This is a genomic window from Amycolatopsis sp. NPDC104819, from assembly GCF_055583145.1.
On record NZ_JBVJON010000006.1, the window covers coordinates 488686 to 508649 of the forward strand.

20 protein-coding genes are annotated in these 19964 nt (G+C 71.1%); 10 read left to right on the forward strand and 10 right to left on the reverse strand.

Features of this window, described 5'->3' with window-relative positions; translation table 11 throughout:
* Positions 1-6 precede the first annotated feature (6 nt).
* Positions 7-1623 (reverse strand): acyl-CoA synthetase, encoded by a 1617-nt coding sequence (locus ACZ63E_RS21695; protein ID WP_465337926.1) that lies wholly within the window; start codon positions 1621-1623, stop codon positions 7-9.
* A gap of 61 nt (positions 1624-1684) precedes the next feature.
* Here ACZ63E_RS21695 and ACZ63E_RS21700 point away from each other — a divergent pair, with 61 nt between their 5' ends.
* The 5 genes from ACZ63E_RS21700 to ACZ63E_RS21720 all read left to right on the forward strand — a co-directional run bounded on the left by ACZ63E_RS21700 (position 1685) and on the right by ACZ63E_RS21720 (position 6494).
* Positions 1685-2473, forward strand: coding sequence for a crotonase/enoyl-CoA hydratase family protein (locus ACZ63E_RS21700; RefSeq protein WP_465337927.1), 789 nt, complete (start codon positions 1685-1687; stop codon positions 2471-2473).
* A gap of 184 nt (positions 2474-2657) precedes the next feature.
* On the forward strand, positions 2658-3641 hold the full coding sequence (locus ACZ63E_RS21705; RefSeq protein WP_465307477.1) for a Zn-ribbon domain-containing OB-fold protein: 984 nt from the start codon (positions 2658-2660) through the stop codon (positions 3639-3641).
* 7 nt (positions 3642-3648) lie between these two features.
* The gene (locus ACZ63E_RS21710; protein ID WP_465337928.1) at positions 3649-4662 is read left to right on the forward strand and encodes a thiolase domain-containing protein; all 1014 of its coding nucleotides are present in this window, start codon (positions 3649-3651) and stop codon (positions 4660-4662) included.
* Positions 4659-5822 (forward strand): thiolase domain-containing protein, encoded by a 1164-nt coding sequence (locus ACZ63E_RS21715; RefSeq protein WP_465337929.1) that lies wholly within the window; start codon positions 4659-4661, stop codon positions 5820-5822. Before ACZ63E_RS21710 ends, ACZ63E_RS21715 begins: the two co-directional genes overlap by 4 nt.
* A 15-nt stretch (positions 5823-5837) precedes the next feature.
* Positions 5838-6494 (forward strand): TetR/AcrR family transcriptional regulator, encoded by a 657-nt coding sequence (locus ACZ63E_RS21720; protein WP_465337930.1) that lies wholly within the window; start codon positions 5838-5840, stop codon positions 6492-6494.
* Between the two features lie 30 nt (positions 6495-6524).
* Here the strand turns inward: ACZ63E_RS21720 and ACZ63E_RS21725 are convergent, their stop codons facing one another.
* Both ACZ63E_RS21725 and ACZ63E_RS21730 read right to left on the reverse strand, forming a co-directional pair.
* Positions 6525-7544, reverse strand: coding sequence for a YhjD/YihY/BrkB family envelope integrity protein (locus ACZ63E_RS21725; RefSeq protein ID WP_465337931.1), 1020 nt, complete (start codon positions 7542-7544; stop codon positions 6525-6527).
* Positions 7545-7611: 67 nt separating this feature from the next.
* Positions 7612-8403, reverse strand: a complete 792-nt coding sequence (locus tag ACZ63E_RS21730) for a transglutaminase-like domain-containing protein (protein ID WP_465337932.1) — start codon at positions 8401-8403, stop codon at positions 7612-7614.
* Positions 8404-8425: 22 nt separating this feature from the next.
* Here ACZ63E_RS21730 and ACZ63E_RS21735 point away from each other — a divergent pair, with 22 nt between their 5' ends.
* Complete coding sequence (locus ACZ63E_RS21735; RefSeq protein WP_465337933.1) at positions 8426-9007, forward strand: dienelactone hydrolase family protein; 582 nt, start codon at positions 8426-8428, stop codon at positions 9005-9007.
* Here ACZ63E_RS21735 and ACZ63E_RS21740 read toward each other — a convergent pair.
* Positions 8979-10205, reverse strand: a complete 1227-nt coding sequence (locus ACZ63E_RS21740; protein WP_465337934.1) for a cytochrome P450 — start codon at positions 10203-10205, stop codon at positions 8979-8981. The two genes, ACZ63E_RS21735 and ACZ63E_RS21740, sit on opposite strands and share 29 nt — an antisense overlap.
* 232 nt (positions 10206-10437) lie before the next feature.
* On the opposite strand from ACZ63E_RS21740, the gene ACZ63E_RS21745 reads away from it, so the two are divergent.
* On the forward strand, positions 10438-11595 hold the full coding sequence (locus ACZ63E_RS21745) for a steroid 3-ketoacyl-CoA thiolase (protein ID WP_465337935.1): 1158 nt from the start codon (positions 10438-10440) through the stop codon (positions 11593-11595).
* Here ACZ63E_RS21745 and ACZ63E_RS21750 read toward each other — a convergent pair.
* Positions 11592-11978 carry a RidA family protein gene (locus tag ACZ63E_RS21750; protein ID WP_465337936.1) on the reverse strand — a complete coding sequence of 129 codons (387 nt, stop codon included), beginning with the start codon at positions 11976-11978 and terminating at the stop codon, positions 11592-11594. The two genes, ACZ63E_RS21745 and ACZ63E_RS21750, sit on opposite strands and share 4 nt — an antisense overlap.
* A gap of 43 nt (positions 11979-12021) precedes the next feature.
* Here ACZ63E_RS21750 and ACZ63E_RS21755 point away from each other — a divergent pair, with 43 nt between their 5' ends.
* Both ACZ63E_RS21755 and ACZ63E_RS21760 read left to right on the forward strand, forming a co-directional pair.
* Positions 12022-12822 (forward strand): alpha/beta fold hydrolase, encoded by an 801-nt coding sequence (locus ACZ63E_RS21755; RefSeq protein WP_465337937.1) that lies wholly within the window; start codon positions 12022-12024, stop codon positions 12820-12822.
* The gene (locus ACZ63E_RS21760) at positions 12819-13187 is read left to right on the forward strand and encodes a DUF2255 family protein (RefSeq protein WP_465337938.1); all 369 of its coding nucleotides are present in this window, start codon (positions 12819-12821) and stop codon (positions 13185-13187) included. The genes ACZ63E_RS21755 and ACZ63E_RS21760 overlap by 4 nt, the downstream gene beginning before the upstream one ends.
* Here ACZ63E_RS21760 and ACZ63E_RS21765 read toward each other — a convergent pair.
* The 4 genes from ACZ63E_RS21765 to ACZ63E_RS21780 are packed head-to-tail and all read right to left on the reverse strand — an operon-like array spanning position 13184 to position 17194.
* Positions 13184-14386 carry a metal-dependent hydrolase family protein gene (locus ACZ63E_RS21765; protein WP_465337939.1) on the reverse strand — a complete coding sequence of 401 codons (1203 nt, stop codon included), beginning with the start codon at positions 14384-14386 and terminating at the stop codon, positions 13184-13186. The genes ACZ63E_RS21760 and ACZ63E_RS21765 overlap by 4 nt on opposite strands.
* Positions 14383-15798 (reverse strand): sodium:solute symporter family protein, encoded by a 1416-nt coding sequence (locus ACZ63E_RS21770; RefSeq protein WP_465337940.1) that lies wholly within the window; start codon positions 15796-15798, stop codon positions 14383-14385. Before ACZ63E_RS21770 ends, ACZ63E_RS21765 begins: the two co-directional genes overlap by 4 nt.
* Complete coding sequence (locus tag ACZ63E_RS21775; protein ID WP_465337941.1) at positions 15795-16004, reverse strand: hypothetical protein; 210 nt, start codon at positions 16002-16004, stop codon at positions 15795-15797. Before ACZ63E_RS21775 ends, ACZ63E_RS21770 begins: the two co-directional genes overlap by 4 nt.
* Entirely contained in the window at positions 16001-17194 is a 1194-nt protein-coding gene (locus ACZ63E_RS21780) for a M20 metallopeptidase family protein (RefSeq protein ID WP_465337942.1), read from the reverse strand. Before ACZ63E_RS21780 ends, ACZ63E_RS21775 begins: the two co-directional genes overlap by 4 nt.
* A 68-nt stretch (positions 17195-17262) precedes the next feature.
* Between ACZ63E_RS21780 and ACZ63E_RS21785 the strand changes: the two genes are divergently transcribed.
* A complete protein-coding gene (locus ACZ63E_RS21785) occupies positions 17263-18327 on the forward strand; it encodes an Lrp/AsnC family transcriptional regulator (RefSeq protein WP_465337943.1) in 1065 nt (354 codons plus the stop codon).
* A gap of 779 nt (positions 18328-19106) precedes the next feature.
* Here the strand turns inward: ACZ63E_RS21785 and ACZ63E_RS21790 are convergent.
* On the reverse strand, positions 19107-19964 hold an 858-nt coding region (locus ACZ63E_RS21790), incomplete at its 5' end, for an SCO0930 family lipoprotein (protein ID WP_465337944.1).

A 19964-nucleotide genomic window follows, 5' to 3' on the forward strand; every position in this document is an offset into this window, starting at 1 on the left:
TCCTCCTCAGACGGGCTGGGCCGTGGCCGGTTCGTGCTCGGCGGCGTAGCGCTGGGCCCACGGGTAGTCCGGCTTGCCGCTGGGCGACCGGCCGATCTCGCCGGCCAGCCAGATCGTCCGCGGCACCTTGTACCCGGCGATCTCGCCGCGGACGTGCTCCTCGATCGTGGCGAGATCCGGCGAAGCGCCTTCGCGGAGCTGGACGACGGCGGCGACACGCTGGCCGAGCCGCTCGTCCGGCACGCCGATGACCAGCGCGTCGAAGACGTCCGGGTGCGATTTCAGCGCCCCTTCGACCTCTTCGGGGTACACCTTCTCGCCACCGGTGTTGACACACTGGGAGCCGCGGCCGAGCAGCGTGACCGTGCCGTCCTCTTCGTAGCGGGCGTAGTCACCCGGCACGACGTAGCGGACGCCGTCGAGGTCGACGAAGATCTTCTTGCTCTTCTCCGGATCCCCGTAGTACCCGAGCGGGACGTGCCCGCGGCGGCCGATCAGCCCGACCGCGCCCGCCTTCGGCTCCACCAGGTGACCGTCGTCGTCGAGCAGGATGGCGTCCTTGCCGAAGCTGACCCGCGGGCCGGCGCTGTGGTCGGAGCCCTTGGCGACCATGCCGATCCCGGTGAAGCCACTTTCGGACGCGCCGATCGCGTCGGTGATCACGGCGTTCGGCACGAGCTCGACGAACTCCTGCTTCACCGACTGGGAGAACAGCGCGGCGTGGCTCGACACCGCGACGAGCGACGAAGCGTCGTAATCGCCTTCGCGGAAGGCCTCGATGAGCGGGCGCGCCATCGCGTCGCCGACGATCGTGAGCACCTGGACCTTGTTCTCCTGCACGGCTTTCCACACCTCGTGCGCGTCGAACCGCGGCACGAAGACGACCGGGCTGCCGGTGAACAGCGCGCCGAACGCGGCCCACTGCGCGGCGCCGTGGATCAGCGGCGCGGCGGGCAGCCGGACGAGGCTGCCGGCCTTGCCCTGCTCGGCGAGCGTCCACTCGTCGGGGACGTACTCGCCGGTGACGAAGTTGATCCCGCCGCCGAGCGCGCGCCAGATGTCCTCGTGGCGCCAGAGCACGCCCTTCGGGTAGCCCGTGGTGCCGCCGGTGTAGAGGATGTAGAGGTCGTCGTTGCTGCGCTCGGCGAAGTCGCGGTCCGGGGACTCGCTTTCGAGGGCGGTTTCGTAGTCGATTCCGCCGTAGGCCGCGTAATCACCGCCGCTGCCGTCTTCGATGACGACAACGTGTTTCAGTTTCGGCGCCTCGGGCAGGGCGTTCGCGACTTTGTCGGCGTAACTTCTCTCGTGCACGAGGGCGACCAGGTCGGCGTCGTTGAAGAGGTAGACGAGCTCGCCGTGCACGTAGCGGTAGTTGACGTTGACGGCGATCGCGCGCAGCTTGTACGCCGCGATCATCGCCTCCAGGGCCTCGATCGAGTTGCGGGAGTAGACCCCGATGTGGGACCCGCGTCCCACGCCGTGCGCGGCGAGGTGGTGGGCGAGCCGGTTGGCCCGCGCCTCCAGTTCGGCGAAGGTGACCCGCCGCTCGCCGCACACGACCGCGACGCGCTCCGGCACGGCGTCGACGGCGTGCTCCAGAAGATCCGCGATGTTGAGTGCCACGCCCTCAAAGTAGAACATGTTATCGTTCTGGGCAATGGCACTGCTCCTTCAGGAGGTTTCCGTGGGTGAACCGCACGCGCTGGTCTCACAGGAGGGCCAGACCCTCGTCGTCACGATGAACCGGCCCGAGGCGCGCAACGCGATCACCGGCGAGATGATGGCGATCATGGTCGACGCGTGGGACCGGGTCGACGCCGACGACGGGATCCGCAGCTGCATCCTGACCGGCGCGGGCGGCGCGTTCTGCGCGGGCGCGGACCTGAAGTCGATGTCGCGGAACTCGCCCGCCGCCGCTTTCGACGAAGGCCGGTTCGACCCTTCGCGCATCCCGGGTCTCCTAAAGGGACGCCGCCTGACGAAACCCCTGATCGCGGCGGTCGAGGGGCCGGCGATCGCGGGCGGCACGGAGATCCTCCAGGGGACGGACATCCGCGTCGCGGGCGCCGGCGCGCGCTTCGGGGTGTCGGAGGCGCGGTGGGGACTGTTCCCGATGGGCGGGTCGGCGGTGCGGTTGCCGCGGCAGATCTCGTACACGGTGGCCGCGGACATCCTGCTGACCGGCCGCCACCTGACCGCCGACGAGGCACTGGCCATCGGCCTGATCGGCCACGTGGTCCCGGACGGCCAGGCGCTCGCGAAGGCGCTGGAGCTGGCTTCGCTGGTGAACGCCAACGGGCCGGTCGCGGTCCGGGCGATCCTCCGGACGATCCGGGACACCGAAGGGCTCCACGAAGAGGAGGCCTTCAAGCTCGACTCGCAGTACGGGATCGAGGTCTTCGCTTCGGAGGACGCGAAGGAAGGGCCGAAGGCGTTCAGCGAGAAGCGGAAGCCCGAGTTCAAGGGCCGCTGACGGGCATCACCCGTGATCAGAGAGGCATCACGCGTGACTGAAGGGGCATCAGCGCGATGCCCCGCCAATCACGCGTGATGCCCGCCCAATCACGCGTGATGCCTCTTTGGGCACCGGAAATCTAGAACGCGTTCCATGCGTCGAAGCCTGGATCTTGCCGCCAGAACGAGAACGTGTTTCACTCATGGATGTGACCGAGACACCACTGGCGGCACCTCTCAACGTCGGCTTCGACTACACGCGCTCCACCGGGCCCGTCCTCGGCCGGTTCGTGAACGCGCTGCGGGAACGCCGCATCGAAGGCATCCGGGGCAGCGACGGGCGGGTGCACGTGCCGCCGGTCGAGTACGACCCCGTCACCGCCGACCAGCTCAGCGAGTTCGTCCCGGTGGCCGAAGAGGGCACCGTCGTCTCCTGGTCCTGGTGCGCCGAGCCGCTCGACGGCCAGCCGCTGTCCCGGCCCTTCGCCTGGGCCCTGGTCAAGCTCGACGGCGCCGACACCGCGATGCTCCACGCCGTGGACGCCGGCGAGCCCGGGAAGATCCACAGTGGACAGCGGGTCCGGGTCAAGTGGGCCGCGGACACCGTCGGGCACATCCGGGACATCGCCTACTTCCTGCCGGTGGACGCCGAGGACACCACGCCGACCGAGGCCGCTCCCCCGGTCGCCGACCGTGAAGAAGGCGCGCCGGTCAGTGTCGTCATCACGCCCGTGCACCTGAAGTACATGCACTCCGCCTCGCCCGAGGAAAGCCGCTACCTGCGCGGGCTCGCCGAAGGCAAGCTCATCGGCCAGCGGTGCCCGAAGTGCGAGAAGGTCTACATCCCGCCGCGCGGCTCCTGCCCGACCGACGGCGTCCCCACGACCGACGAGGTCGAGCTGCCCGACACCGGCATCGTGACGACGTTCTGCATCGTCAACGTGCCCTTCCTCGGGCAGCGGCTCAAGCCGCCGTACGTCGCCGCGTACATCCTGCTCGACGGCGCCGACATCGCCTTCCTCCACCTCGTCCTCGGCTGCGACGCACAGGACGTCAAGATGGGCATGCGCGTGCGCGCGGCCTGGAAGCCCCGCGACGAGTGGTGGACGTCGCTGGAGAACATCAGCCACTTCGAGCCGACCGGGGAACCGGACGCGGCCTACGAAACCTTCGCCCACCACCTGTGAGGTCCTGATGCCAGACGTCGCGATCGCCGGGTTCGCGCAGGCCCCGAACGTCCGCGAGACCCCGGGCACCACCAACGGCGTGGAGATGCTCGTCCCGATCTTCGCCGAGGTCTTCGAGAAGACCGGGTTGTCCAAACAGGACATCGGCTTCTGGTGCTCCGGCTCGTCGGACTACCTCGCCGGGCGCGCGTTCTCCTTCATCGCCGCCGTCGACGCGATCGGCGCGTTCCCGCCGATCCACGAGTCGCACGTCGAGATGGACGCCGCCTGGGCGCTCTACGAAGCCTGGCTGAAGATCAAGATGGGCGAGGTCGAAACCGCGCTCGTCTACGGCTTCGGCAAGTCCAGCGCCGGGCAGCTGCGCCGGGTGCTCGCCCTGCAGCTCGACCCGTACGTCGTGACGCCGTTGTGGCCGGACTCGGTCTCGATCGCCGGGATCCAGGCACGGATGGGCCTGGAAGCCGGGCTCTGGTCCGAAAAAGATCTTGCCGAGGTCGCCGCCCGCGGCACCGACAAGGACGTCAGCGAACTGCTCGACACCCCGTATTTCGCGGATCCGTTGCGCCGGCACGACATCGCGCCGATCACCGACGGCGCCGCCGTGGTCGTCCTGTCCACTGTGGAACGCGCTCGTGACATCGTCGAGCACCCCGCCGTGATCCAGGGCATCCAGCACCGGGTCGACTCTCCCGTGCTCGGCGCCCGCGACCTGACGCGGTCGCCGTCCACCGAGATCGCGGCGGAGGCCCTCGACCTCGATGGCGCCGACCTCGCCGAGCTGCACGCGCCGTTCACGCACCAGGAGATCATCCTGCGGAACGCCCTCAAGCTCGACGACAGCGTCAAGATCAACCCCTCGGGCGGCGCGCTCGCCGCGAACCCGATGTTCTCCGCCGGGCTCGCCCGCATCGGCGAGGCGGCCGCGCGGATCCACCGCGGCGAGTCCCGCAAGGCCGTGGCGCACGCGACGAGCGGGCCGGCCCTGCAACAGAACCTGGTGACCGTGCTGGAGGCCCGATGACCAAGCAGCTCACCGCCGTGCTCGGCACCGGCCAGACGCACCACCGCGCCAAGCGCCAGGACGTCTCGATGCCGGGCCTGCTGCGTGAGGCGATCGACCGCGCGATGGCCGACGCCCAGGTCGGCTGGTCCGACATCGACGCCGTCGTCCTCGGCAAGGCGCCGGACCTGTTCGAGGGCGTGATGATGCCCGAACTGTTCCTCGCCGACTCCCTGGGCGCGAACGGGAAACCGTTGCTGCGTGTGCACACCGCCGGCTCGGTCGGCGGCTCGACGGCGCTGGTCGCGGCGTCGCTCATCCAGGCGGGTGTCCACCGGCGCGTGCTGACCGTGGCGTACGAGAAGCAGTCCGAGTCGAACGCGATGTGGGGCCTGTCGATCCTGCCGCCGTTCCAGATGCCGGTCGGCGCCGGCGCGGGCGGCTACTTCGCGCCGCACGTGCGTTCCTACATCCGCCGCTCGGGCGCGCCCGAGCACGTCGGGGCGATCGTCGCGGCGAAGGACCGGCGCAACGGCGCCCTGAACCCGTACGCGCACCTGCGACAGGCCGACATCACCGTCGAGTCGGTCCAGGCGTCGCAGATGCTCTGGGACCCGATCCGCTACGACGAGACGTGCCCGTCGTCCGACGGCGCGTGCGCGATGGTGCTCGGCGACGAAGCCGCCGGGGACGCCGTCGAGGGCGGGGCCGCCTGGATCCACGCGACGGCGATGCGCACCGAGCCGACCACGTTCGCCGGCCGGGACCAGGTCAACCCCCAGGCCGGCCGCGACGCCGCGGCCGCGCTCTGGGCCGAGGCGGGGATCAAGGACCCGATGTCCGAAGTGGACGTCGCCGAGATCTACGTGCCGTTCTCGTGGTTCGAGCCGATGTGGCTGGAGAACCTCGGGTTCGCGCCCGAAGGCGAGGGCTGGAAGGTCACCGAGGCGGGTGAGACGGCGATCGGCGGGCAGCTGCCGGTGAACCCGTCGGGCGGGGTGCTTTCGTCCAACCCGATCGGCGCGTCCGGCATGCTTCGCTTCTCCGAAGCGGCGAAGCAGGTCATGGGCCGGGCCGGGGACTACCAGGTCGACGGCGCGCGCGTCGCGCTTGGGCACGCCTACGGCGGCGGGTCGCAGTACTTCTCGATGTGGGTGGTCGGCGCCGACAAGCCGCGTTGATACGCTCGACCCACCATGCCGAGACTCGCCGACCACGAGCAGCGCCGCCGCCAGATCGCCGAAGCCGTCTGGCGGATCGCCAGCGCGCGCGGACTGGAAGACGTGTCCCTGCGCAAGGTCGCGGCCGAGGCCGGGGTCTCGCTGCGGCTGGTCCAGTACTACTTCGGCACGCGGGACGACCTGCTGCTGGGCGCGCTCGAGATCCTCAACGCCGACGCCGGCGAGAGCATCCGCGCCGGGCTCGGCCCGGAGGAGGACGCGACCCCGCGGGAGATCCTGCACGCGCTGCTCGTCGGGATGCTGCCGATCGACGACGAGCGCCGCACGCGTTACCTCGTGCACCTCGCCTACTTCGTCCGGTCGCTGTCCGACCCGGGCCTGGCCTCGGCGTTCAGCGGCGCGCCGCCCGAGCTGGAACGGCTGACCGCGGACCTGCTGTCCTGGGGCCGCGACCGCGGCGAGGTGGCGCCGGACCTCGAGCTGATGCCGGAGGCCGAGCTGCTCCTGTCGAGCGTCGACGGCCTGCAGACCAGCATCATCCTGGGCCAGCGGACGCCGGAAGCGGCGATCGCGCTGATCGACCACCAGCTGGACCGGCTGTTCCCCATCCGGCCGAAAGCAGGCGGACACGGCCCGCGGCCGGTCAGCGCGAGCCGCCCGTTTCCGCCGTGACTGCGGCCGGATGGGGAACCAGCAGCACAGTCAGCCTCGCGAACGTCGCCACTTGAGCGCGAGCAGCGTCCCGATCACCCCGGTCACCACGCCGACCGTGGCCGGCACCGCGACCGGCGGGTCCACCACGATCACCGGCTCGAACACGACCGGCGCGGGCGGCTGGATCGGCTTCGGGGGCGCGTCCGATGCGGTCGCGGTCCACGCCGTGACGTAGACGAGCAGCCGCGCGACCAGCGAGATGAAGAAGATCAGGCCGATGATCGAGCCGAACGCGATGCCGGTCGGCGAGTCGCCGATCAGCCGGAGGTAGAACCCGCCGGCCAGCTTGAGCGCCTCGAACCCGAGGGCCAGCGCGATCGCGCCGCGCACCGCGCTGCGCACGCCGACCTTCTGGCGCGGCAGCCTGGTGAGCACCCAGAGGAACACCAGCCAGTCGGCGGCCAGCGACAGCGGCACCGAGGACGCCGAGACCAGCTGGTGCCCCCAGCTCGTGTCGTCGAGCCCGGCCAGGCGCAGCAGATAGCTGCCGAGCGCCGTGCCGGAGAGGGTGAGCGTGAACGACACCAGCAGCGCCGCGCTCAGGCCGAGCAGCGCGAGCAGGTCGACGGCGATGAGCCGCGGCAACGACTGGTCCGACCGGTTCTGCCCCCACAACGCCGTGAGCGAGTCCCGCAGCGCGTTCATCCAGTTCCAGCCCGAGTAGAGGCCGATGACCAGGCCGAACAGCCCCACGCTGGTCCGTTGTTCGACGAACCGCGTGAGCAGGCCGGTCGCCTTGTCCCCGAGCCCGCCGGGCAGGGTGGACACGATCGCGTGGACCATCGTGTCCAGCAGGTGCGGCTGGCTGGCCAGCACGAACCCGGCGACCGACGACGTCACCATCAGCAGCGGCACCAGCGACAGCAGGCTGAAGTAGGTGATCGAGGCGATGTAGTGGTAGCCGCCGGCGTCGATGTAGCGGTCGGCGGCGCGGGCGATGTGGTCCAGCCAGCGGTACCGGGCGCGGGCCCGGGCCCAGGGGCTCGGGGCCTTGGGGGAACTCTTCACGCACACTGTCTACCCAGCGGAAGGCCTCTTCGCGCGGGCAACACGCGGTTGGCCCCTCCGATCGGCGTCAGCCGAGCACGACCAGCTCGGTCCAGTCGTCCTGGGGCAGCGCGGTGTCCGTCGTCGCGAAGACCGTGCTGCCCAGGAAGTCGAGCTCGCAGCCGAGGGTCGCGAGGAACGCCGTGTCGGCGGCGTCGCGGCCGGTCGAGATCCGGAGCATCGTCTGCCGCGGCGCGAGGTGGGTGGCGTCGAAGACGTACCAGTGGCCGTCGACGGCGGCCTCGAAGACGGCGTGGAAGTCCATCGGGGACAGTCCGGGCGCGTAGACGCCGACGTACCGCGCGGGGATGTCGAGCGAGCGGCAGAGCGTGATGCAGACGTGCGCGAAGTCGCGGCAGACGCCTTCGCCGGCCAGGAGCGTGTCGATCGCGTCGTCGGTCCCGCGGCTGGATCCGGCCACATAGGACAGTCGCTCGTGGACATGCCGGACGATCCGGTCGACCTTGTCCTTGGTGCTCGGCACGGAGAACAGCTCGGGCGGCACCAGCCCGGCGATCCGGTCGGACGGGCAGTACCGGCTGGGCCGGGTGAACACGGCGATCTCGGCGAGGGTGACGGGCTCGGGTTCGGGCTCGGTCAGCGCGTGCTCGGCGTGGTAGGTGACGCGGTGCTCCCCGGCGGGCAGCTCGAAGACCTCGGCGCGTGTCCCGTGCTCGAACTCGGCGAGCTCGCTCTCCCCGTGCCAGGACACGGTGAGCTCGTCGGTGTCGGCCCGCGCGGCGGCGACGGAGACCGCCGCGCGCCCGGGTTCGGTGACACGGACGGAGAACTCGACGTCGACGGTCGCTCGCGGGGCCATCGCGTCATGATGTCATGGTCGGGTGACCACCATCGTGCTCTTCCACTCCGTCCTGGGACTGCGGCCCGTCGAGCTCGGCCTCGCCGACCGGCTGCGGGCCGCCGGGCACCGCGTCGCCACCCCGGACCTCTACGCCGGCTCGACCGCCGCGACGATCGAGGAAGGTTTTGCACTGAAGGACACCGTCGGCTGGGCGGCCGTCGTCGGGCGGGCCCGGGAAGCCGTGCGGGACCTGCCCGCGGAAACCGTGCTCCTGGGCGTGTCGATGGGAGCGGGAGTCGTCCAGGAGGTGCTGCCGGAGCGCCCGCACACGGCCGGCGTCGTGCTGCTGCACGCGGTGGGAGCGCTGCCCGCGTCGGTCCGCCCGGGCCTGCCGGCGCAGGCGCACGTCGCCGATCCCGACCCGATCGCGCCCCCGGCACAGGTCGCGGCCTGGCAGGCGGCCGCGACCGGCGCGGGCGCCGACGCCCAAGTGTTCACCTACCCGGGCGTCGGCCACTTCTACACGGACGCGGCGGGCCCCGACCACGACGAACCCGCCGCCGACCTCACCCGGCGGCGGGTCCTCGAGTTCCTCAGGCGTACCGAACCGGGTAGTGCTTGATCCCGTTCAACCAGCTCGACCGCAGCCGGACCGGCGCCGCCGCTTCGGTGATGCCCGGCATCACGTCGGCGATCGCGTTGAAGATCAGGTCGATCTCCAGCCGGGCCAGGTTCGCGCCGATGCAGTAGTGCGAGCCGGTGCCGCCGAACCCGACGTGCGGGTTGTCCTCGCGCAGGACGTCGAACTTCTCAGCGTTGTCGAAGACCTCCGGGTCGAAGTTGGCGGAGCTGTAGAACATGCCGACGCGGTCGCCCTTGCGGATCTGCGCGCCGCCCAGCTCGGTGTCGCGGGTGGCGGTGCGCTGGAAGGCGACCACCGGGGTGGCCCAGCGGACGATCTCGTCGGGCGCGGTCTTCGGCCGCTGGTCCTTGTAGAGCTCCCACTGGTCCGGGTGGTCGAGGAACGCCTTCATGCCGTGCGTGATCGCGTTGCGCGTCGTCTCGTTGCCCGCGACGGCGAGCAGGATGACGAAGAACCCGAACTCGTCGGAGCCCAGCGCCTCGCCGTCGACGTCGGCCTGGATCAGCTTCGTGACGATGTCGTCCATCGGGCACTTGCGCCGGTCCTCGGCCATGTTCCACGCGTACCCGATGAGCTGCGCGGACGCCTCCAGGGGCTCGACCTCGTACTCCGGGTCGTCGTAGGCGACCATCTGGTTGGACCAGTCGAAGATCTTGAGCCGGTCCTCCTGCGGGACCCCGATCAGCTCGGCGATCGCCTGCAGCGGCAGCTCGCACGCGACGTCGGTGACGAAGTCGCCGGTGCCCTTCTTGCGCGCCTCGTGGACGATCTTTTCGGCGCGCTCGCGCAGCGTGTCCTCGAGCTTCGCGATCGAGCGCGGGGTGAAGCCCTTCGACACGATCCGCCGCAGCTTGGTGTGCTGCGGGGCGTCCATGTTGAGCAGCACCAACCGGTTCGCGTTGAGGCGGTCCTCGGTCATGCTCTCGTCGAAGCGGATGATCGCGGTCTTCTCGCTCGACGAGTAGAGCGTGCTGTCGCGGGAGACCTCCTTGACGTCTTCGTGCCGGGAGACGACCCAATAGCCGTCGTCGCCGAAGCCGGCGGTGTTCGTCTTCTGGGGGTTCCACCACACCGGGGCGGTCCGCCGGAGCTCGGCGAACTCGGCCAGGGGCAGCCGTTGGGCGTAGAGGTCCGGGTCCGTGAAGTCGAAACCGGCGGGGATGAGCGGAGCGGCCACGTTGCCTCCCACGGTTCGCCGTGAAACACGTTCTAACTCGGATTGAAGCATACGGTGTTAACTAACGGAAGGGCGTTCAGTGAAACCCGTTAACTTGACCGATGACAGCAGGTGAGCGAGCGCTCAGTTGCGGAAGATCAAGATTACGTGGATGCTGCGGCGGCTTGCCTAGAACAATAACTTGTTCTAGTTTTTGAGTCAGTGGACAGTGTTTCCCGACGAAGGGGACGACATGGGCGTGCCGGTCATCGTCGAAGCCGTGCGGACCCCGATCGGCAAGCGGGGTGGGCTGCTGGCCGGCCTGCACGCGGCCGAGCTGCTGGGCGCCGCGCAGCTGGCCCTGCTCGACCGGGCCGGGATCGACCCCGCGCTGGTCGAGCAGCTGATCGGCGGCTGCGTCACGCAGGCCGGCGAGCAGTCCAACAACGTCACGCGCACGGCGTGGCTGCACGCGGGCCTGCCCGAGACGGCGGGCGCGACGACGATCGACGCCCAGTGCGGCTCGGCGCAGCAGGCCACCCACCTCGTCGCCGGCCTGATCGCGGCCGACGCCATCGAGGTCGGCGTCGCGTGCGGGGTCGAGGCGATGAGCCGGGTGCCGCTCGGCGCTAACCGCGCGGGCGCGTCGCCGCGGCCGGCGTCGTGGTCGATCGACCTGCCCAACCAGTACGGCGCGGCGGAGCGCATCGCCGTCCGGCGCGGGCTGACGCGCGACGACGTCGACGCGTTCGGCGCCGCGTCCCAGCAGAAGGCCGCGGCCGCGTGGGAAGCCGGGCACTTCGACCGCGAAGTGGCGCCGGTGAAGGCTCCGGTGCTCGACGCTTCGGGGACTTTGACGGGGGAAACTCGCCTGGTCGGTCGCGACCAGGGCCTGCGCGAGACGACCGTCGAAGGCCTCGCCCGGCTGAAGCCGGTGGTGGAGGACGGCATCCACACGGCGGGAACGTCGTCCCAGATCTCCGACGGCGCGGCGGCGCTGCTGCTGATGGACGCCGACCGGGCCGCTGCCCTGGGCCTGCGGCCGCGCGCCCGGATCGTCGCGCAGGCGCTGGTCGGGGCCGAGCCGTACTACCACCTGGACGGCCCGATCCGCGCGACCGAACGGGTGCTGTCGCGGACCGGCATGACGGTCGGTGACCTGGACCTGTTCGAGGTCAACGAAGCGTTCGCTTCGGTGGCGTTGTCGTGGCAGCGGACGCTTTCGCCCGATCCGTCCCGGGTCAACGTCAACGGCGGCGCGATCGCGCTGGGTCACCCGGTGGGCAGCACCGGGGCCCGGCTGCTGACAACGGCGTTGCACGAGCTGGAACGCCGGGACGCGTCGACGGCGCTGGTGACGATGTGCGCCGGCGGCGCGCTCGCGACGGCGTCGATCATCGAGCGGCTCTAGCCGGGGAGGTGGGCGTCCACCTCGATTTCGATCTTCATGCGCGGGTCCGCCAGGCCGCACTGCAGCATCGTCGCGGCCGGGCGGACGTCCGCGAAAGCCTTGCGCAGCACCGGCCAGCACGGTTCGAAGTCCTCGCGTGACGGCAGCAGGTAGCGCACGCGGACGACGTCCGCCAGGGTGCAACCCGCTTCCGCCAGCGCGGATCCGATGGTGTGCAGGCATTGCGCGGCCTGCTCGACGACGTCTTCGGAGATCGTCATCGTCGAGTAGTCGAAGCCGGTCGTGCCCGAGACGTACACCCGATCGCCGTGCACGACAGCGCGGGCGTACCCGATCTGTTGCTCGAAGGTGGAGCCGCTGAGGATCGCTCGCCGTTCCGTCATACCGCGCACGTTAGCTTGCGGCCGTTGTGCTTCACTTCGATGCATGATCTCGGAAAGCCGTTGCCCGGTGGAGGACGGTGAGCTCCTCGTCCGCCGCGGCGGCGAGGGTCCGGCGCTGCTGCTGATCGCGGGCGGCACCGGGGCGGGTGACTCCTACCGCGCGCTGGCGAAGCAGCTGTACGCGGACTTCACCGTGATCACGTACGACCGGCGCGGCCACTTCGGCAGCACGGACACGACCACGGGCCCGGTCCCGGTGTCCCTGCAGGCCGACGACGCCCGAGCGGTGCTGGAGCACACAACCGACGGCCCGGCGCTGGTGTTCGGCTCGAGCGCGGGCGCGCTGATCGGCCTCGACCTCGTGGCCCGGTTTTCGGACCGGGTGACCACGCTGGTCGCCCACGAGCCCCCGGCGGTCCACCTGATGCCGGACGCGGGCAGCTGGCTCGAGGCGGCGGCCGAGCAGGTCCGGCTGGCCCGTTCGGGTGAGCTGATGGCGGCGGTGACCCGTTTCGCGGACGCGATCGCGGGCGCGGCCCTGCCCAACCTGCCCACGATCCGCCTCCCCCACGAGGCCGACTGGGTCCGCCTGTTCGACCGCGAGCTGACGGAGTTCTTCGACTACCTGCCGGATCTGCGAGCGTTGCGCAGGGCGAGCACGGAGATAGTGCCGGTGGCAGGCGAAGCCAGCCGCGGCCACTACCACTACCAGCCGGCGAAGATCCTGGCGCTGGAGCTGGGGTTGCCGTTCACCGAGCTGCCGGGAGCCCACCTGGCGCCCCAGCGAAACCCGGCAAAGTTCGCGGCGGCGTTGAAGGATCTGCTCACCCCGGAGCCGGCGTGACGGAACCCTGGTCCCCGGACGACTTGCGGTTCTTGACCGCGGCCCAGGAGCTGGAGATCGCGGTCGGCTCGCGCCGGTGGGTGCCGATTTGGGTCGTGTGCGCGGGTGGGCAGGTTTACGTGCGGACGTGGTACCGGCGCGATACCGGGTGGTTCGGTGCCGCGGTGCGGTCGGGTCGGGCTCGCGTTCGGGTGCCGGGTCTGGAAGCCGAAGTTTCCGTCGAAGACGTCGGTTCCGCGTCGGCGGAGGTCACCGCGGCGGTCGACGCCGCTTATCGGGCGAAGTACGCGGGCGGGACGGACGCCATGGTGACGCCCGAGGCCGCGGCGACCACCCTGCGGCTGGACCGGGTCGGCGCGCCCTAAACCACCCGGATGCCGTCCTTCCAGACCTCCCGGATGTTCGATGCCAACGCCGGGAAGTCGTACGGATCCCCCGCCACCACCACAAGATCGGCCCGCAGCCCCGGCTCGATCCGCCCCAGCTCGCCGTCCAACCCCATCAGGCGCGCCGCCGAGGACGTCGTCGCCTCCAGCACGTCCGCCTGGGTCATCCCGCACGCCGCCATCAGCGCGAGCTCCTCCAGATTTGTCCCGTGCGGACCCACCCCGCTGTCCGTCCCCATCGCGATCCGCACGCCCGCCGCGTACGCCCGCCGCACCGAGTCGCGATGCACTTCCACCACCTCGCGCGCCTTCGCCACCACCGAGGCCGGCAGATCCACGCCCGCGTCCGCCGCGCGGACCACGTTGACCGGGGCGATCAGCGTCGGGACCAGCCACGTTCCGTGGCCCAGCATCAGCTCGATCGCCTCGTCGTCGAGGTAGATGCCGTGTTCGATGGACCGGACACCCGCCCGCACCGCGTTCTTGATGCCCGCCGCACCCTGGGCGTGGGCCATCACCGGACGGCCCTGCGCGGACGCCTCGGCGACCAGGACCTCCAGCTCCTCCGGCGTGTACTGCGAATGCCGCGGGTCGTCGCGCGGGGAAAGCACGCCGCCGGTCGTGCACACCTTCAGCACGTCGGCGCCCGCGCGCAGCAGCGTGCGAGCGACGCGGCGCATCTCGTCGGGGCCGTCGGCCGTCGCGTCCGGGCGGCCCGGGTGCGGCACCAGCAGCGGGACGCAGATGCTCGACGGGTTCCAGCTGTCGCCGTGGCCGCCGGTCTGGCTGATCAGCCCGATCGAGATCTGCAGCCGCGGCCCCGGGATCAGCCCGTCGTCCACCGCCTGCTTGATGCCGAGGTCGGCGCCCGAGGCGTCGCGGACCGTCGTGATGCCCAGGCCGAGCGTCGCCCAGAGGTTCCGCGCGGCTTCGTAGAACTGGTAGGAGAACGGCTTCTGCACCCGCGACAGCAGCCCGATCTCCGACACCGTCACGTGCACGTGACAGTCGAACAGGCCCGGCAGCAGCACCGCGCCGGAGCAGTCGACACCCTCGTCGCCGTCCAGGTCGGTGCCGACGTCGACGATCCGGCCGTGCTCGACGACGACGTCCGCCTCCGCCGGCTCCGCGCCGGAACCGTCGAACACCGAACCACCGGTGAAAACCGTGCGCGTCACGCCGCCTCCACGGGAGAAGTCTGCCGCCGCGACACCAGCGCGGCCAGCGCCAGCACGACGACGTTGACGCCGAGCCCGATCAGGCCCACGTTGACGGTGCCGGCGAAATGAGTGTCCACAAAGGTCAGCCAGATGACGACGACCTCGCCGGCGACCAGCCCGGCGAACACCGGGCCCTTGCCCACCGGCACCCGCTTGAGGAAGCCCAGCAGGTTGGCCGGGGCCAGCTGGACCGACCCCGAATACGTGAGCAACAGCAGGTTGGCCAGCAGGTCCGGCCGGAAGATGCCCAGCACGAGGGCAAGGGTACTCGCGAGCACAACCGTGCCGTGGTTGATCCAGAACTGCTTGCGCCCGCCGCGCACGCGGACTATGTTGCGCGCCACCAGCGACGAGATGCCGATCAGGATCCCGGCCGCCGGGACCATCGCGGTGGCCGTCGCGGCGACGACGATGATGCCGGTCACCCAGCCGGGCAGGGCGTCCTTCGACAGCGTCAGCAATACGCCGTTCGGGTCACTGCCCTTGGGCACCACGAGGATCGCCGCGAACCCGACGATCATCGGCAGCAGCAGGCACAGCTCGTACACCGGCATCCAGGCGTAGTTGCGCCGCAGCACCTTCGGGTCGCGCGCCGACATCAGCGCCGGCCACGAGTGCGGCAGCGTCATCAGCCCGACGCCGATGGCGCTGACCAGCATGCTCGTCACGAACCAGACGTGGTCGTTCGCTCCACTGTGGACGATCAGCTTCTCCGGGTGCAGCTGCTCGATCTTGTGGAACACCGCGGGGATCCCGCCGGCGAAGTGCGTCGGCACCGCGACGATCAGCACCACCAGCGCGACGAGCATGATGCCGTCCTTGAAGTACGACGTCGCCGCGACGCCGCGCAGCCCCGCCCACAGCACGAACGCGACCACCAGCACGCTGCCGGCGACCATGCTGAGCGTGCCGGACGCGCTGTCGCCGGTCACCAGCCGGACGATCAGCCCGAGCCCGGTGATCTGCAGCTGCAGGTACGGCAGCACGAAGACCACGCCCAGTACCGCCGACAGCGTCCCGAGCGCCCGGCTGGAGTAACGGTCTTCGAGGAAGTCGCCCTGCGTGAGGTAACCGCGCTCCTTGCCCAGCGTCCACAGGCGCTTCGCGAGGAAGAACAGCACGACGTAGGCGATCGGCACGTACGGCAGCGCGTACATCGCCGCGACCCCGCCGAAGAACGCGAGCCCGGCCATGCCGAGGAAGGTGAAGGTGGTGAACACCTCCCCCGCCTGGAGGAACCACATGGTCATGGCGCCGAAGCGGCGGCCGCCGACCGTCCACTCGGCGAGGTCGGCGACGGGCTTGCGGCGGCCGACAAAACCCAGGACGCCGATCAGGACGATGCCGGCGAGGGTGAAGGTGAGGATCATTCGTCCTCCTCCCCCGCCGCGCGCAGCAGGCGTTCGGACAGCAGCAGCGCCGGGGTGAACATCAGGCACCAGAACGCGCCCCACACGACCATCCGCGGCAGCCCGAGCCACAGCCCGGTCGTGTTGACGAACGGCAGGAACGGCATCAGGACCAGCGCGAGCACCGGGAGCAGCGGGGGCCAGTGATAACTGCGCACGCGCGTCACCCCGCCAGGATCCCGAGCCGGCGGACCGCGAGCTCCGCCAGCAGCGCGGCGCCGTCGCCGAGCACGCTGTCGTCGAACCGGGCGCGGGGTGAGTGGTTGTCCGGCGCAGTCGCCGGGTCCGTCGGGCACGCCCCGAGGAAGAGATAGGCGCCGGGCACGCGTTCGAGCACCCGGGAGAAGTCCTCCGAACCGGTGATCGGATCGGCCATCTCGGTGAACCGCTCCTCGCCGTAGACGTCGCGGATCGTGTCGGCGACGAAGTCGTACGCGCCGGCGTCGTTGACCGTCGCCGGGTACTCCGGCTCGAAGGTGACGTCGATGTCGAGGCCGTGCGCCTGGGCGATGCCCTGGCACACCCGCACCGCGCGCTCGCCGACGCGTTCGGCGACCTCCGGCGAGAACGACCGCAGGGTCGCCTCGAACACCGCGTCGTCCGGGATGATGTTGCGCCGCGTGCCCGCGTGGAACGTGCCGACGGTGACCACCACCGGGTCGAAGACGTCGAAGCCGCGCGTGACCATCGTCTGCAGCGCGGTCACCATCTCGCAGGCCGCCGGGATCGGGTCGCGCGCGTCGTGCGGTGACGAGCCGTGCCCGCCGTCGCCGCGCACCCGCACGAACAGCCCGCCCGACGCCGCCATCAGCGTGCCCGGGCGGGCGGTGAAGTGGCCCTTTTTGTAGGTCGTGGCCGAGACGTGCAGGCCGTAGGCGGCGTCGACGTGCTTGCCGGACGCCGTCAGCACGCCTTCCTCGATCATGCGGCCGGCGCCGTCCCAGCCCTCTTCGCCGGGCTGGAACATGAACACGACGTCGCCGGGCAGGTCGTCCTTGCGCGCGGCGAGCAGCCGGGCCGAGCCGACCAGGCCCGCCGTGTGCAGGTCGTGGCCGCAGGCGTGCATCGCGCCGGGCAGGGTCGAGCTGAAGTCCTCGCCGCTGGCTTCGGTCACCGGGAGCGCGTCCATGTCGCCGCGCAGGAGCACGGTGCCGCCGGGCTTGCCGCCGCGCAGGACGGCGGTGATCGAGGAGAGGTTCTTGCCGAGGGAGATTTCGAGGGGCAGGCCGTCGAGCGCCGCGAGGACCCGCTCCTGGGTGCGCGGCAGGGTCAAGCCGATCTCGGGGATGCGGTGCAGGTCGCGGCGCAGGGCGACCAGGTCGTCGAGGAGGACGGCGGCGTCGGAGCGCAGGGTCATCCGCCGATCATGCGAGAGTCGAGCACAATGGCCGGGGAAAATCCCCGAAACCACCGTTCCGAGGGCCGATGAACGAAGAATCCGCCATGCTGGCCGAGCAGGACCTCAAACTGGTCGACGCACTGCAGGCCGCGCCCCGCGCGTCCTGGTCGACGCTCGGCCGCGCGCTCGGCCTGGGCGCGGTGACCGCCGCCCGGCGCTGGGACGCGCTCGTCGAGCGGGGCGACGCGTGGCTCACCGCGTACGCCGGGGGCGAGCTGACGGCGCAGCTGGCCTTGGCGTTCGTCGAGATCGACTGCGCGCCGGGGGCCGCGCTTTCGGCGGCGTCCGCGCTGGCCGCGGACCCGCGTGTCGTGACTGTCGAATGCGTGGCCGGGCCGGGTGACCTGCTCGCCCACGTCGTCGCGCCGACGTTGCGGGAGCTGGGCGCGCACGTCCTGGACCGCGTGACGGCGGTGCCCGGCGTGACCCGCGTCCGGACGGTGCTGTCGCCGCGGATGTTCACCGAGGGCAGCCGGTGGCGGGTGCGGGCGATCTCGCCGGGTCAGCGGGAGGCTCTTTCGGCGAAGCCGCCGAAGAACCGGGCGCCACTGCGGTTCGACGACGCGGACCGGGCGCTGATCCTCGCACTGGGCGTCGACGCACGGGTGTCGGCGGCGGCGTTGGCGCTCGAACTCGGCGTCGGGGCCACGACGGTGCGCCGCCGGCTGGACGCGCTGCTGGCCCGTGGCGCGATCCGCGTCCGGTGCGAGATCGCGCGGTCCGTGTCACCCGCGCCGGTGACGGTGACGCTCTGGCTGCGGGTCCCGCCGGACAAGCTGGAGACGACGGCGCGGTCGCTGGCGATGCTGCCGGAGGTCCGGATGTGCGCGGCCCTGACCGGGGCGGCGAACCTGATGCTGGTGGTGTGGCTGCCTTCGCAGCACGACACGGTGGCGCTGGAGGCGGTGCTGGCGGCGAAGCTGCCCTGGCTGGAGATCACGGACCGGGCGGTGACGCTGCGGAGCGTCAAGCTGATGGGCCGTCTGCTCGACGCGGCGGGGCGCGGGACGGGCCGGGTGCCGCTGGACTTCTGGGCCGCGGTCCCCGTGCCGGAGCACGGGAACCGCGGCGTGAGCCGGCCCGGGGGATGAGGGGGGTGAGGTGGAGGGAAGCATCCACCGGACCGGGGTCTGCGGGGGCGGCGGTTCTGGCGAGCCTGGCCGGGTCGGTGACCGAGGGGCGGTCACCGGCCGGAAAGTCTTGGGGGCGGATCTCGCGTGGCTGGGCGCGGATCTCGCGTGATTGGAGCCGGAACTCGCGTGACTGGAGACGGAAGTCGCGTGACTGGGGGCGGAACTCGCGTGTCTGGACGGTCGACTCGCGTGATTGGAAGGTCAACTCGCGTGTCTGGAGGGTCAACTCGCGTGATTGGAAGGTCAACTCGCGTGTCTGGAGGGACGACACGCGTACCCGAGCGGACGACACGCGTACCTGGGCGGACGACACGGGCGGAACTCGCGTGACTGGAGGGGAATCTCGCGTGATTGGGGAGGCTTCTTGCGTGACTGGAGGGGAATCGCGTGTGTGTGGAGGGGAATCTTGGGTGGGGCAGGAGGGAGGGAGGGAGGGAGGGTTCCGGCCGGTGGACTGGGGGGTGAGGTGGAGGGAAGTGTCCACCGGGCCGGAACTCGCGGGCGGGAGCGACTCCCGCCGTCTCCTCCTTCGCTGATCCGGTGGGGCCGGATCGGTGTGGGTGAAGAATCCCGGCCCGGCGGACAGGGGGGTGAGGTGGAGGGAAGTGTCCACCGGGCCGGGGCTCGGGGCGCGGGACGGGGGTCCCGCGGTTCTTCGGGTGGAGCAACCGCCCCGGCGGACTGGGGGGGGGTGAGGTGGAGGGAAGTGTCCGCCGGGCCGGGGTTCGTGGGGCGGGTCAGTACCCGCCGGTCGCCGAGGCCGTCTTGAACGAGGAGTCGGGCCGGCGCGCGGGGTCGACCTTGCAGCCGCTGGGTTCGACGGCGTACCAGGTGTTCCCGGCGCCGTGGCCGTTCGCCTCGCCGGGCGCGATGTCCTGGGCGTAGGTGTAGACGGGCCAGCCGCCGACGGTCACCTGCATGGTGCCGTCGCTCCGGCGGATCTGGCCGATGAGACCGGTGTCGACGCTTTCGGCGACGGTGATCCGGCCGTCGACGAGCACGGGCGGCCACTTGTCCGAACAGGACGCGTCGCAGGTGGACTGTCCGGAGTCCTTGCCGTCCTTGGTGAACAGGTAGAGCGTGCGGCCCGCCGAGTCCGTGAGGACCGGGCCGAGACCGCCGGCCTCGCCCGTGCCGACGGTGGTCGGCTTGGCCGCGGTGGCCGCCTTCTCCCCCGTCGGCGTGACCGCCGCCCAGTCCGCGCTGACGTTCTGGCCCAGCGCGACGCCGGCGCCGGTGTCCTTCGCGTAGGTGTAGACCGGCCGGCCGGCCACCGACACCTGCTTGCGGCCGTCGGGCCGGGTGAGGAGGCTGACGAGCTTCTCGTCCACCCCGGCGACGAGCGCTGGGACGTCGGAGAGCAGCGGCGGCCACATTTGTGCGCAGGCACCGTCACAGACGGAGCGCGGCGGGTTGGCCGCGTCCTTGGCGTACTGGTAGAGCGTGTGGCCGCCGGCGTCGGTCAGGACCGCGCCGAGACCCTCCACTGTGGACGCCACGAGCTGGGCCTGGGGGGGGGGGGGGGGGGGGGGGGGAGGGGGGGGGGGGGGGGGCGGGGGGGGGGGGGGGGCGAGGGGGGGGGGGAAGGGGGAGGG

Coding starts and splice junctions, on each gene's coding strand:
- ACZ63E_RS21710 (WP_465337928.1), top strand. CDS start 3,649: ATGCCAGACGTCGCGATCGCCGGGTTCGCGCAGGCCCCGAACGTCCGC.
- ACZ63E_RS21715 (WP_465337929.1), top strand. CDS start 4,659: ATGACCAAGCAGCTCACCGCCGTGCTCGGCACCGGCCAGACGCACCAC.
- ACZ63E_RS21750 (WP_465337936.1), bottom strand. CDS start 11,978: ATGACGGAACGGCGAGCGATCCTCAGCGGCTCCACCTTCGAGCAACAG.
- ACZ63E_RS21780 (WP_465337942.1), bottom strand. CDS start 17,194: ATGACCCTGCGCTCCGACGCCGCCGTCCTCCTCGACGACCTGGTCGCC.
- ACZ63E_RS21705 (WP_465307477.1), top strand. CDS start 2,658: ATGGATGTGACCGAGACACCACTGGCGGCACCTCTCAACGTCGGCTTC.
- ACZ63E_RS21770 (WP_465337940.1), bottom strand. CDS start 15,798: ATGATCCTCACCTTCACCCTCGCCGGCATCGTCCTGATCGGCGTCCTG.
- ACZ63E_RS21720 (WP_465337930.1), top strand. CDS start 5,838: ATGCCGAGACTCGCCGACCACGAGCAGCGCCGCCGCCAGATCGCCGAA.
- ACZ63E_RS21785 (WP_465337943.1), top strand. CDS start 17,263: ATGAACGAAGAATCCGCCATGCTGGCCGAGCAGGACCTCAAACTGGTC.
- ACZ63E_RS21730 (WP_465337932.1), bottom strand. CDS start 8,403: ATGGCCCCGCGAGCGACCGTCGACGTCGAGTTCTCCGTCCGTGTCACC.
- ACZ63E_RS21755 (WP_465337937.1), top strand. CDS start 12,022: ATGATCTCGGAAAGCCGTTGCCCGGTGGAGGACGGTGAGCTCCTCGTC.
- ACZ63E_RS21745 (WP_465337935.1), top strand. CDS start 10,438: ATGGGCGTGCCGGTCATCGTCGAAGCCGTGCGGACCCCGATCGGCAAG.